The sequence below is a fragment of the Aeromicrobium stalagmiti genome, from assembly GCF_013283745.1.
Classification (GTDB): domain Bacteria; phylum Actinomycetota; class Actinomycetes; order Propionibacteriales; family Nocardioidaceae; genus Aeromicrobium; species Aeromicrobium stalagmiti.
The window spans coordinates 360,393-372,624 of record NZ_JABSTZ010000001.1 but is presented as its reverse complement, the minus strand read 5'-3'; the positions used below and the strand labels follow the sequence as shown (position 1 = coordinate 372,624).

14 protein-coding genes are annotated in these 12,232 nt (G+C 70.7%); 10 read left to right on the top strand and 4 right to left on the bottom strand.

What is annotated here, in order from left to right; translation table 11 throughout:
- The first annotated feature begins 19 nt into the window (after positions 1 to 19).
- Positions 20 to 805 (top strand): sugar phosphate isomerase/epimerase family protein, encoded by a 786-nt coding sequence (locus HQK15_RS01825; RefSeq protein WP_367649027.1) that lies wholly within the window; start codon positions 20 to 22, stop codon positions 803 to 805.
- Positions 806 to 820: 15 nt separating this feature from the next.
- Entirely contained in the window at positions 821 to 1,465 is a 645-nt protein-coding gene (locus tag HQK15_RS01820; protein ID WP_173489723.1) for a LysE family translocator, read from the top strand.
- A gap of 14 nt (positions 1,466 to 1,479) precedes the next feature.
- On the opposite strand, the gene HQK15_RS01815 is transcribed toward HQK15_RS01820, so the two are convergent.
- Complete coding sequence (locus tag HQK15_RS01815) at positions 1,480 to 2,430, bottom strand: bile acid:sodium symporter family protein (protein ID WP_173489722.1); 951 nt, start codon at positions 2,428 to 2,430, stop codon at positions 1,480 to 1,482.
- A gap of 24 nt (positions 2,431 to 2,454) precedes the next feature.
- Here HQK15_RS01815 and proC point away from each other — a divergent pair, with 24 nt between their 5' ends.
- From proC to HQK15_RS01785, 6 genes are all read left to right on the top strand, one after another.
- Positions 2,455 to 3,261: a pyrroline-5-carboxylate reductase gene (gene proC / locus HQK15_RS01810; protein WP_173489721.1), complete on the top strand. Its 807-nt coding sequence runs from the start codon at positions 2,455 to 2,457 to the stop codon at positions 3,259 to 3,261.
- A 9-nt stretch (positions 3,262 to 3,270) separates the two neighbouring features.
- A complete protein-coding gene (locus HQK15_RS01805) occupies positions 3,271 to 4,467 on the top strand; it encodes an acetoin utilization protein AcuC (protein WP_367649025.1) in 1,197 nt (398 codons plus the stop codon).
- Positions 4,468 to 4,623: 156 nt separating this feature from the next.
- Complete coding sequence (locus tag HQK15_RS01800) at positions 4,624 to 4,809, top strand: helix-turn-helix domain-containing protein (RefSeq protein WP_173489720.1); 186 nt, start codon at positions 4,624 to 4,626, stop codon at positions 4,807 to 4,809.
- Positions 4,810 to 5,003: 194 nt separating this feature from the next.
- Complete coding sequence (locus tag HQK15_RS01795) at positions 5,004 to 5,105, top strand: 30S ribosomal protein bS22 (RefSeq protein ID WP_019143756.1); 102 nt, start codon at positions 5,004 to 5,006, stop codon at positions 5,103 to 5,105.
- Positions 5,106 to 5,111: 6 nt separating this feature from the next.
- A complete protein-coding gene (locus HQK15_RS01790; protein ID WP_173489719.1) occupies positions 5,112 to 6,095 on the top strand; it encodes an NAD-dependent epimerase/dehydratase family protein in 984 nt (327 codons plus the stop codon).
- Complete coding sequence (locus HQK15_RS01785; protein ID WP_173489718.1) at positions 6,092 to 7,351, top strand: lysophospholipid acyltransferase family protein; 1,260 nt, start codon at positions 6,092 to 6,094, stop codon at positions 7,349 to 7,351. The genes HQK15_RS01790 and HQK15_RS01785 overlap by 4 nt, the downstream gene beginning before the upstream one ends.
- A gap of 75 nt (positions 7,352 to 7,426) precedes the next feature.
- On the opposite strand, the gene HQK15_RS01780 is transcribed toward HQK15_RS01785, so the two are convergent.
- The 3 genes from HQK15_RS01780 to HQK15_RS01770 all read right to left on the bottom strand — a co-directional run bounded on the left by HQK15_RS01780 (position 7,427) and on the right by HQK15_RS01770 (position 10,249).
- Complete coding sequence (locus HQK15_RS01780) at positions 7,427 to 8,512, bottom strand: DUF5667 domain-containing protein (protein WP_173489717.1); 1,086 nt, start codon at positions 8,510 to 8,512, stop codon at positions 7,427 to 7,429.
- Positions 8,513 to 8,612: 100 nt separating this feature from the next.
- The gene (locus HQK15_RS01775) at positions 8,613 to 9,314 is read right to left on the bottom strand and encodes a sigma-70 family RNA polymerase sigma factor (protein WP_173489716.1); all 702 of its coding nucleotides are present in this window, start codon (positions 9,312 to 9,314) and stop codon (positions 8,613 to 8,615) included.
- Positions 9,315 to 9,361: 47 nt separating this feature from the next.
- Positions 9,362 to 10,249 carry an HAD family hydrolase gene (locus tag HQK15_RS01770; protein ID WP_173489715.1) on the bottom strand — a complete coding sequence of 296 codons (888 nt, stop codon included), beginning with the start codon at positions 10,247 to 10,249 and terminating at the stop codon, positions 9,362 to 9,364.
- A 52-nt stretch (positions 10,250 to 10,301) separates the two neighbouring features.
- On the opposite strand from HQK15_RS01770, the gene HQK15_RS01765 reads away from it, so the two are divergent.
- Both HQK15_RS01765 and HQK15_RS01760 read left to right on the top strand, forming a co-directional pair.
- Entirely contained in the window at positions 10,302 to 11,876 is a 1,575-nt protein-coding gene (locus HQK15_RS01765; RefSeq protein WP_367649023.1) for a class I adenylate-forming enzyme family protein, read from the top strand.
- Entirely contained in the window at positions 11,873 to 12,136 is a 264-nt protein-coding gene (locus tag HQK15_RS01760; RefSeq protein ID WP_173489713.1) for a glutaredoxin family protein, read from the top strand. The genes HQK15_RS01765 and HQK15_RS01760 overlap by 4 nt, the downstream gene beginning before the upstream one ends.
- Positions 12,137 to 12,232: the final 96 nt, after the last annotated feature.

The window sequence follows — 12,232 nt, the reverse complement described above, 5'->3', positions numbered from 1 at the left end:
CCGCCCTACAGTGGGAGTCGTGCCTGATCCCCTCCGCGTCTCCCTCTCGACCTCCTCGGTCTATCCGGGGTCGACCGCGAGCGGGTTCGAGGCGGCTGCCCGGCTCGGCTACGACGGGGTCGAGGTCATGGTCGGCATCGACGACGTCAGCGCCGACATCACCGCGATCAAGGCGCTGAGCGCGTTCCACGAGCTCCCGGTGGTCTCGGTCCACTCACCCTGCCTGCTCGTGACGCAGCGGGTGTGGGGCAGCGACCCGTGGGGCAAGCTGCACCGCAGCGCCGAGATGGCCCACGAGGTCGGCGCCTCGGTCGTCGTGGTGCACCCTCCGTTCCGCTGGCAGCGCGACTACGCCAGGACGTTCGTCGAGGGCATCGCCGACCTCGAGCAGCAGCACGGCATCACCTACGCCGTCGAGAACATGTATCCGTGGCGCACCGGCAAGCGTGAGTTCCAGGCATACGCCCCGGGCTGGGACCCCGTCGAGCAGGACTACGCCCACGTGACCCTCGACCTCTCGCACAGCTCGACCGCCGGCGGCGACCCCGTGGCGATGGCCGAGGCGCTCGGCCCGCGCCTGGCGCACGTGCACATCGCCGACGGCTCCGGGTCGGCGAAGGACGAGCACATGATCCCCGGCCGTGGCACCCAGCCGTGCGAGGAGTTCCTGTCCGCCGTCGCGGCCTCCGGGTTCACCGGCGAGATCGTCGTCGAGATCAACACCCGCAAGGCCAAGGACCCGGCCGAGCGCGAGGCCGACCTCCTGGAGGCGCTGGCGTTCACGCGCCTGCACGCTGCCGTCTGACCTAGGATGCCGGTCATGATCACCGGCGACCAGCTGCTCACGTTCGGCCTCGCGGCGTTCGTGCTCATCGCGATCCCGGGACCCAGCGTCGTGTTCGTGATCGGTCGCGCACTGGCGTACGGGCGCGGGGTCGCCCTGGCCACGGTGCTCGGCAACACCCTCGGGCTGCTCCTGGTCGTCGTGCTGGTGGCCCTCGGGCTCGGTGCGGTCGTGCAGGAGTCGATCGTGGTGTTCACGGTCCTCAAGCTCGCCGGCGCGGCCTTCCTGGTGTGGCTCGGCGTGCAGGCGATCCGGCACCGGTCGGGGTTCGTCGTGCGCGATGCCGGGGAGGGCGGCCCGCCGTCGCTCTCGTGGGCGACCGTCGTCCGACAGGGTTTCGTCGTGGGCGTCTCCAACCCGAAGGCGTTCATGATCTTCGGCGCGGTGCTCCCGCAGTTCGTGGTCCGCGAGAGCGGTCACGTCCCGGTGCAGATGCTCCTGCTGGGCCTGGTGGCCGTCGTCATCGGGCTCGCGTCCGACTCCCTCTGGGCCGTCATCGCGAGCCAGCTGCGGACGTGGTTCAACGCGTCTCCGCGACGGGGTGCAGCGATGGGCGTCGTCGGCGGCACCTCGATGATCGGTCTGGGCGTGGGCCTGGCCGTCACCGGCGACCACCGCTGAGGCGGTGCGCCAGCTCAGCGGGTGGGGCGGGCGAGGCGCTTGGCGAGGACGGCGCCGGTGATGATCTGCATCTGGTGATAGAGCATCAGCGGCAGGACGATCAGCGCCACGTTGCTGCCGGCGAACAGCACCGACGCGATCGGCAGACCGCTGGCGAGCGACTTGTTGGAGCCGCAGAACAGCACCGCCACGCGATCGGCCCGCGGCAGCCGGGCCAGGCGTCCGACGAGGACCGCCCACCCCATCGCCACGGCCAGCAGGACCGCGCACACCAGCGCCACCGCGAGGATCGACCAGACGCTGAGCGACGACCAGATGTGCGCCTCGGCACCCTCGCTGAACGCGACGAACACGACGAGCAGGATGCTGCCCCGGTCGAACAGCTTGAGCCGGCTGTCGTGGCGCGTCACGAACCCGCCCAGCCAGGGACGCAGCAGCTGGCCGAGGACGAACGGGACGAACAGCTGCAGGACGATCCTGATGATGGAGCCCGCGTCGACCGAGGCGTCGGCTGCCATCAGAAGCGCGACCAGTGCCGGGGTGAGGAAGACGCCCAGGAGGTTGGACATCGAGGCGCTGACCACTGCACCGGCGACGTTGCCGCCGGCGATCTGGGTGTAGACGACGCACGACTGCACGGTCGACGGCACGAGGCACAGGAGCAGGACGCCGCTGGCCAGCGAGGGCCGCAGGAGGTTGCCCTCGAGCAGCTGGGTCGCCAGGCCCAGCAGCGGGAACACGACGAACGTCGTGGCGAGGATGACCAGGTGCAGGCGCCACCGGGTCAGGCCGGCGACGGTCTCGGCGGTCGACAGGCGGGTGCCGTAGAGGAAGAACAGCAGCCCGATCGCGGCGACGGCGACGTGCTTGAGCACCTCCAGGGCATCGCCGGTCGCCGGCACGAACGACGCGACCAGGGCGGAGAGCAGGAGTCCCACGATGAACGGGTCGGGACGAAGGCGCACGCCCCCGACACTAGTGTGAGGCGTATGACCTCACGGATCGCGATCCTCGGCGCCGGCGTGATGGGGGAGACCCTCCTGTCGGCGATCCTCTCCTCCGGACACCCGACCGCAGACCTCGTCATCAGCGAGAAGCGCGACGACCGCGCGGCCGAGCTCCGCGAGTCCTACGGTGTCGAGGTGACGGGCAACGCCGCCGCTGCCGCCGGAGCCGATGTCGTCCTCCTGGTGGTCAAGCCGCAGGACGTGCCGTCGCTGCTCGAGGAGATCGCCGGCTCGGTCCGCCCCGGCGCGACAGTCGTCTCGCTCGCCGCCGGCATCACGATCGCCACGATGACGGCGGCCCTCCCCGGCGGCGTCGCGGTCGTGCGGGCGATGCCCAACACCCCTGCTCTCGTCGGCGAGGGGATGTTCGGCATCTCGCCGGGCTCGTCGGTGAGCGACGAGCAGCTGGCCGCCGTCGTGACCCTGCTGGAGTCGGGTGGCAAGGTCGTCGTGGTCGACGAGAGCCGGCAGGACGCCGTCACGGCGGTCTCGGGCTCCGGTCCCGCCTACGTCTTCTATCTCGCCGAGGCGATGATCGCCGGCGGGGTCGAGGCCGGCCTCGACCCCGGGACGGCCCGCACGCTCGCCGCCCAGACCCTCGTCGGGGCGGCCAAGCTGCTGGCGGAGTCGGGCGACAGCGCCGAGGAGCTCCGCCGCCGCGTGACGTCGCCCAACGGCACGACCCATGCCGCGATCACGACGTTCGACGACCGTGGCGTGAAGGACGGCCTGGTGGCCGGGGTGCTCGCCTGCGCGGCCCGCTCGGCTGAGCTCTCGGGCCCGGCATAGGCTGCAGGTGTGACCCAGAGCACCGGTGCTGCCGACGATCGCGCGTGCGTCGTCTTCGACGAGCACCTGACCGACTACAACTTCGGCCAGACGCACCCCATGGCACCGGTCCGCGTCGAGCTCACGATGGACCTCGCCCGTGAGCTCGGCATCGTCGAGGGCCTCGACGTCGTCGGTGCCGCACCGGCCACCGACGACGAGCTGCACCTGATCCACTCCGCGTCGTACATCGAGAAGGTCCACAAGCTCAGCGACCACCCGACCTACACCGACCTGTCGGTGGGACTGGGGTCCGAGGACAACCCGGTCTTCGCGCGCATGCACGAGGCGAGCGCCCTGATCGCCGGCGCGAGCGTCGAGGCCGCGCGCCGCGTCTGGACGGGAGCGGCGCCACGGGCCATCAACATCAGCGGCGGCCTGCACCACGCGATGCCGGGCAACGCGAGCGGCTTCTGCATCTACAACGACGTCGCGCTCGCGATCCGCTGGCTCCTCGACAACGGGGCCGAGAAGGTCGTCTACGTCGACGTCGACGCGCACCACGGCGACGGCGTGCAGCGGATGTTCTGGAACGACCCGCGGGTCCTCACGATCTCGATCCACGAGGGTCCCCAGACGCTGTTTCCCGGCACCGGGTTCTCGACGGAGATCGGCGGCGAGGGTGCCGAGGGCTCCGCGGTCAACGTGCCGCTGCCCCCGGGCACGTCCGACGCCGGCTGGCTGCGCGCGTTCCACGCCGTCGTCCCGCCCCTGGTCCGGGAGTTCGCGCCCGACATCCTCGTCACGCAGCACGGCTGCGACTCGCACATGGACGACCCGCTGACCAACCTCATGCTGAGCGTCGACGGGCAGCGGGCGTCCTACCTGGCCCTGAAGTCCCTCGCCGAGGAGGTGTGCGACGGCAAGTGGGTCGCCACGGGTGGTGGGGGATATGCCGTCATGGACGTGGTCCCGCGGGCCTGGGCGCACCTGCTCGCGATCGTGGCCGGCGCCCCGCTCGACCCGCAGTCGCTCACGCCCGACGGCTGGCGGCACCGCATCGAGCAGATGCGGGGAGCCCCCGGACCACAGCGGATGACCGACGGCCGGGCGGTCGGCTACCGGGCCTGGGAGCAGGGCTACGACCCCGCGAGCTGGCTCGACCGCTCGATCCACGCGACCCGCGAGGCGGTCTTCCCGCTCAACGGCCTCGACCCCCTGCCGTGACGGGCCGAATCGCGTGACGCGTCCCACCTGAGCCGATTTTGGACAACTACTGTCCCTGCAGCATCGCGAGGCACTAGTCTCAACCAAGGCACGCGCGCTGTTTCTCTGGTGGGGAAGCCAGAGAGCGCGCGTGCCCCTCAGGAAGCAGGTGGTGACATGGCATCCGGACCGACGTTCTTGACCGTCGCCGAAGTGGCAGGTCAGATGCGCGTCTCGAAGATGACGGTCTACCGTCTCGTCCACTCCGGCGAGCTCGAGGCCGTCCGCGTCGGACGCTCGTTCCGTGTGCCCGAGCACGCCGTCACCGAGTTCCTGGGCAAGTCCTACTTCCAGGCCGGCTGACCCGAGTCGTCCGCCGGGCGCCGCCGCGTCCACCTCCCCGGTCGGCAGCAGTGTCGACCGAGGCACACGTGTAGGCTGAGGCTCAGCCGCCACCGGGGGCGCAGGGCGTTTCTGCCCGCGGCCGCCGTCGTGGCGAGCAGTCTCAAGTGCACACCTGCCACCTCCGCGTGGCCAGACCAGAAGTGAAGTGACCCGTGGGTTCAGTCATCAAGAAGCGTCGCAAGCGGATGTCGAAGAAGAAGCACCGCAAGATGCTGAAGCGCACCCGAGTGCAGCGTCGTCGTCTGGGCAAGTAGTCCCACATGAGCCGGGTCGTCCTTGTCACGGGTGTGGCGGGCTCGTTCGCGTCGAAGTTCGCGCGGCGGCTCGCTGACCTTGGCGAGGGCTCAGGCATCGAGCGGGTCATCGGCATCGACACGATCCTGCCCGATGCCGACCTCGGCAAGGTCAAGTTCGTCCGCGCTGACATCCGCACCCCGGTCATCGGCAAGGTCATCGCCGTCGACGAGGTCGACACCGTCGTGCACCTCGACGTCAACCCGCCGCAGCGCGGTCGGATCGGTGGCGCCAAGGAGCTCAACGTCATCGGCACGATGCAGCTGCTGGCCGCGTGCCAGCGTTCCTCGACGGTGCGCAAGCTCGTGCTGGGCTCGTCCACCGCGGTCTACGGCTCGTCGCCGCGTGACCCGGCGATGTTCAACGAGTCGCTCCTGGCCCGCAACGGCGTCCGCACCGGATTCCCCAAGGACATCGTCGAGGTCGAGTCGTACGTGCGAGGGTTCTCCCGCCGTCGGCCCGAGGTCATCATCACGACGATCCGGGCGGCGCAGGTGCTGCACCCCGACGTCGACACCCCGATGCGCAACTACTTCAGCAACCCCGTGCTCCCGACGGTGCTCGGCTTCGACCCGAGGCTGCAGTTCCTCGGCCTCGAGGACGCCCTCGCGATCCTCTCCGAGTCCGTGGTCAACGATCGACCCGGCACCTTCAACGCCGCCGGCAACGGGGTCGTCCTGCTGAGCCAGGCCGCACGCCGTATGGGCCGGCCGACGATCCCGCTGCCGCCGGTCGGTTTCGCGATGGCTGCCCGACGGTTCATCCGTGCGATGGGCTCCGACATCCCGCCCGACCTGCACCGCCTGCTCACGTTCGGGCGTGCGGTCGACACCTCGGCGTTGCGCGACATCTTCGGCTACGACCTGACCCAGAGCTCGCAGGAGACGTTCGAGGAGTTCCGTGCCTCGCTGCGCCCCGGCCTCCTCGCCTCGATCGGAGGACGTCCATGACCGACGAGCGCAAGACGATCGGCTCCGGCGGCACACCGGGCCGCGGCAACCGCGAGACGTCGCCGTCGGCAGCAGCCCGCTCGCTGGCCGGTGGCAGTGCTGCGCCGCGCAAGGCCGTCGCCAAGAAGAAGGTCACCGAGCCGGTCCCGGTCAAGAAGGTCACGCCCAGGAAGGCACCCGCTGCCAAGAAGCCGGCCGCCAAGAAGCCGGCCGGCGCCAAGCCCGCTGCGTCGCAGCCGCCTCCTGCCGCGGAGAAGCCCCGCCTGCGCGCCGTCACCGACGAAGACGCCGCAGCAGCCGCTGCCGCGGCGGCCGAGGAGGCCGCCCGCCGCACCCGCACGGCCGGGGCCGCACCGTTGTCGGCCGGCATCCCGCTCGACGAGATCGTCGTCGCGGTCGTCCAGGCGGCCCAGCGCGTGCTCGGCACCGACTGGGAGTCGCGCATCGCTACGCTGCTGGCCACGGTGCGCAAGCGCCTCAGCGGCGACTACGAGATCGACGAGTTCGGCTTCGACCCGCAGATCGCCGAGGTGCTCAGCGCCGCGGTCGAGCCGATCGCCGAGAAGTGGTTCCGCCTCGAGGTCAGGGGCATCGAGAACATCCCCGAGGACGGCGGCGCCCTGCTGGTCGCCAACCACTCGGGCACCGTCCCGCTCGACGGTCTGATCACCGGCTACGCGGTCAAGAAGTACGCCGGCCGCCACCTGCGCCCGCTGGGCGCCGACCTCGTGTTCTCGCTTCCGATCGTCGGCCAGGTCGCCCGCAAGGTCGGCGCGACCCTCGCGTGCCAGGAGGACGCGGAGCGCCTGCTGACCAGCGGCGAGCTCGCCGGCGTGTGGCCCGAGGGCTTCAAGGGCATCGGCAAGCCGTTCGCCGAGCGCTACAAGCTGCAGCGGTTCGGGCGCGGCGGATTCGTGTCGTCCGCGATGCGGGCCGGTGTGCCGATCGTGCCCGTCTCGATCGTGGGCGCCGAGGAGATCTACCCGCTCGTGGGCAACGTCCCCTCGTTGGCCCGGCTGCTCGGCCTGCCCTACCTGCCGATCACGCCCTTCTTCCCGCTGCTCGGTCCGCTCGGCATGGTGCCGCTGCCGAGCAAGTGGATCATCGAGTTCGGCGAGCCGGTGCGCACCGACGCCTACGAGCCCGAGGCCGCGGACGACCCGATGCTGCTGTTCAACGTGACCGACCAGGTGCGCGAGACGATCCAGCAGACGCTCTACAAGCTGCTCGTCGACCGGGGCAACGCCTTCTTCTGAGGGCGACGCGTCACGGGGGCGTGGAGGTCTTCCACGAGCCTTCCACGACCCCGGGGCCCGAGGGCCCCGCGCGACCTACTTGCCGCCGCCGAGCAGGCCGTTGAGCAGTCCGGGCACGAGGCCCACCTGCTCGTCGTCACCGAGCAGGCCGCCCAGCAGGGGGTCGGTCACGTCGCTGAGGCTCGGCGTCTTGACCGGCACGGCCGGCGGAGTCGTCGTCGGGGTGGTGGTCGGCGTCTGGGTCGGCTGGGAAGCGCTGCCGCCGGACCCGGTGGTCGAGTCGGAGGAGCCGGACGACTTCGAGCCGGCCGGCTTGCTCGTGCCGGTGTCCTGGGCGGGTGTGCGATCGGCCGGTGTCGTCTGGGCGACGTCGGTGACCGCGTTGACCAGCTGACCGAGGTCGACCGGTCCGCAGCTCGTGCAGCGCTCGGCCACGCCGGTCGTCATGGCGACGACGACGTCGGTCGCGTCGCTGAACGAGGGGTTGGACCCCGCGGGCAGTGCGGACCGCAGCGCCGTCAGCTCCTGGGCGGCGGACTGGGCGAAGGTGCTGACCCGCTGCATCGTCGCGGTCGAGGCGTCGGCCGCGAAGGCCTCGTCCATCGACACCCAGGCGTCGGTCGCGGTCGTCGTGAAGTCGTCGAGCAGGTCGGCGACGCGCTGCTGGGAGCTGCCGTCTCCGGCGGCGAGCGTGGTGGCCTCGGCGAGTCGCTCTGACGCGCGGGCCAGCTGGAACTGCCCGCGCGACGCGTCGTCGCGGTGCAGGGCGAGCTCGACGTTCTCCATGCCCCGCTTGACCGGGTAGAGCATCTCGCCGGGAACCGCGGAGGCGCTCGAGGCGACCATGCTGACGGCGCCGGCGGAAGCGATGAGGGCGGCGGTGAGGCCGGCGACGCGGCGACGGCCGGAGCGCGTCTCACGTACGGGCGCGGCGACGGGGCGTCGGGAGGCGCCCGGCATGGGCACGAGGACCGTGGCAGCCTCGGTCATCAGCTGCGCGCGCAGGTCGGTGCGGAACTGCATCGACGGCTCGACGACGGCAGCCTCGCAGAGGCCTTCGGCGAACGCGACGAGATCGGCGATGTGCTCGTTCCGAGGCGTGCGACCGTTCCAGGCCTCCTCGAAGGACTGGGCGTCGTCTGATGAGCGACGGCCGATCATGATGGGTTCCTCACTGCCGTGAATATGTCATGACGAACAACGAACTCGACGGTGAAGAAGTTACGGCCAGGTGACAGGACGAAGGTCCTGAGATGTCGACTCATCGGGCATCTCCCGGCACTGACTTGGCCAGGCTGCGCACGGCGCGCAGCTGGAGCTGCTTGATGGCTCCCTCGCTGCGACCGAGCGCGGCAGCGGTCTGGGCGATCGAGAGACCCTGGATGAACCGCATGAGGATGCAGTCGCGCTGCTCGTTGGGCAGCGCCTTGACGGCCTCGAACAGCATCTCGTTGGAGATGAGGGCGAGGACCTCCTGCTCGGGGCTCGCGGCGTGCGTCTTGCCCTCGGGGATCGTCTCGGAGACGATCTCGAGGCGCGACCGGCTCGACTTGAAGTGGTCGGCGACGAGGTTGCGCGCGATGGTCGTCAGCCAGGCGCCGAAGTCCTTGCCCTGCCAGTTGAAGCGCTGGATCGCCCGCAGGCCGCGGACGAACGTCTCGCTCGTGAGGTCCTCGGCGAGCTGCTGGGACCCGACGCGGTAGTAGATGAACCGGAAGACGCCGGTGACGTAGTGGTCGTAGAGCTGACCGAACGCCTCGGAGTCGCCTTCCTTGGCGAGGTCGACGAGCGCCCGTAGCCGTGAGGCCTCGGGATCGTTGTCGTCATGAGGGACCGGGCTCCCGTTGGACGGGGCGTAGGCCGGCGAGTCGGCCAGGGCCAGGGCCACCTGCAGCGAGCGGTCGTCCGGGATCGCGAGGGCGAGCGACAGCGCAGTGCGCAGTCCGCCGACGACATCCCTCACAGGCCCTCCCTGATCATCGGCGATTCTAGCCTGATGACGGCAGGGTGTCAGTGTCTTTGTTTTTTATTCTTTTGACGCAGCAGGTGCCACGTTCCGCCTGCAGCCGCAGCGGCCACCGCGCCCTTGCCGCCGACCAGGGCGACCTTGCGTCCGGTGCGGTAGTCGCGGATGCGCCATCCGTGGGAGCGGGCGTGCGACCTCAGGTGGGCGTCGGGATTGACGGCGCAGGGGTGTCCGACGAGCGACAGCATCGGCAGGTCGTTGCTGGAGTCGGAGTAGGCGTAGCAGTCGTCGAGCACGAGGCCCTCGCGCTCGACGATCTCGCGGATCGCGACGGCCTTGCCCTCGCCGTGCAGCATCTCGCCGACGAGGGCGCCGGTGTAGATGCCGTCGACGTGCTCCGACACGGTGCCGAGGGCACCCGTGAGGCCCAGGCGGCGGGCGATGACCGACGCGATCTCGACGGGCGCCGCGGTCACGAGCCACACCCGCTGGCCGCGGTCGAGGTGCCACTGGGCGATGGCCCGGGTCCCCGGCCAGATCTTGCCCGCCATGTGCTCGTCGAAGATCTCCTCGCCGATCTCCTCGAGCTCGGTGACGCTGTGCCCGGCGATGAACGCGAGCCCGGTCGCGCGGGCCTTGGCGATGTGCTCGGGGTCCTCGCTGCCGACGACGCGAAAGTACAGCTGCTGCCAGGCGGCGGAGAGGATGTCGCGCGTCGTGAAGAACTTGCGGCGGTGGAGCCCGCGCGCGAGATGGAAGATCGACGCGCCCTGCATGATCGTGTTGTCGACGTCGAAGAAGGCGGCCGCCGTGGGGTCGGGCGCCGTCGACAGGGCGCTCTCCATCTCGGACGAGGACGCGGAGGCCTGACCCGCGAGCACTGATCTCGACTGGAGATTGCGCGGCCGATCGGGTGTTGCGTCCCGTGCCATGGGCCCGAGCCTAACGCCCTCCGGGCACCACGACCTGTGGTTGACTCGGGGGGTGACGGTGAATGTCAGTGACTACCTCCACCAGGCCGCGGCGAACGACCCGGACGGAGTCGCGCTGGTCGAGCACCGCGACGTGCGCCGACAGGTCACGTGGCGTGAGGTCGACGAGTCCGCGGACGCCGTGGCCCGCGCCCTCTCCGGCCGCGGGCTGGTCGCCGGGCAGCGGGTCGCGGTCGTCATGGCCAATCGCATCGACCTGCCGATCGCCTACTTCGGCATCCTGCGCGGCGGCATGGTCGCCGTGCCGATCAACCCCCGGTCGACGACGCGGGAGATCGGCCGGATGCTGGCCGACTCCCTCGCGCGCGTCGTGCTCTGCGACGAGGCCGGGGTGGCGCAGGTGCGCGAGGCCGTCACCGACGAGCACCAGGTCAGCATCGTCGTCGACGGCGCCGAGCCGCTCGCCGGCGAGACGGCGTTCGACGCCTTCCTGGCTGATGCGACCGGAGCGGCGCCGGCCGCGCCCGCCGATGCCGAGGCCCTGGCCGTCGTCCTCTACACGTCCGGCACGAGCGGCAAGCCTCGCGGCGCGATGCTCACGCACCGGGCCCTAGTCGCCAACATCGAGCAGATCGCGCAGCTCGACCCGCCGGCGGTCGCGCCGGACGACGTCTGCCTCGGGCTCCTGCCCATGTTCCACATCTACGGCCTCAACTGCGTGCTCGGCCAGGCCGTGCGGCAAGGCGCCTGCGTGCTGATGGTGGACGGCTTCGACCCCGGCGGCCTGCTGGAGCTGATCCGCACGGAGGGCGTCACGAACATCCCGCTCGCGCCACCCGTCGTGGCGGCGTGGGCCGGCCGCGAGGGCCTCGGTGACCAGCTCAGCAGCGTCTCGATGGTGCTGTCGGGCGCGTCCGCCCTCGACCCGGAGCTGGCCGAGTCGTTCCGCGAGTCGTCCGGCAAGTACATCGAGCAGGGCTACGGCCTCACCGAGACCGCGCCCGTCATCGCCACGACGATGGGCTCGTCCCGCGAGCCCGGCACGCCGCCGAAGCCCGGGTCGGTCGGACGACCGCTGCCGGGCATCGAGGTGCGGATCGTGGAGGCGAGCGGGCTGGACGCGGCTCCCGGCGACCCGGCCGAGATCTGGGTCAAGGGCGACAACCTCTTCTCCGGCTACTGGCCCGACGGCGTCGACGGTCCGCGGGAGGACGGCTGGTACCCCACGGGCGACGTCGGCTTCGTCGACGAGGACGGCGACCTCACGCTGGTCGACCGGCTGCGTGAGCTCATCATCGTGTCGGGCTTCAACGTCTACCCGTTCGAGGTCGAGGACGTCATCGCGGAGGTGCCCGGCGTCGCGCAGGTCGCGGTCGTCGGTCTGCCCGACGAGGAGACCGGCGAGGCCGTCGTCGCGTTCGTCGTGCCCGAGCCCGATGCCGCGTCCGACGAGGCGGGGCTGCTCGCTGCCGTCGACGAGCACTGCCGCACCCGCCTGGCGCGCTTCAAGCAGCCGCGTCGGTCGGTCGTGGTGACAGGGCTCCCGCACTCGGCCACCGGCAAGGTCGCGAAGGGGCGCCTGCGGGCCCTCGCGCGCAGCGAGACCCTCGGGCTCGACGCGTCATGACCATCGCGCACTCGTCCGACGCGCGGGTCGTCGTCTACACCCGCGAGGGCTGCCACCTGTGCGAGGTGGCCGAGGCCGAGGTCGCGCAGATCTGCGCCGAGACGGGCGACACCTGGGTGCGCGTCGACATCGACGACGACGAGGATCTGCGGGCCAGGTTCACCGAGCAGGTGCCCGTCACGTTCATCGACGGCGCCCAGCACGACTTCTGGCGGGTCGATCCTCTGCGCCTGCGGAAGGCGCTCGCCAGGCGCAGATGACGTGTGACATGGACCACCGGACCATGTCTCGATTTTGTTAACGCGTTCACAAACTCTTAAACTGGTGATGCGCCTCGTGCCCGTCCCGCAAGGGAT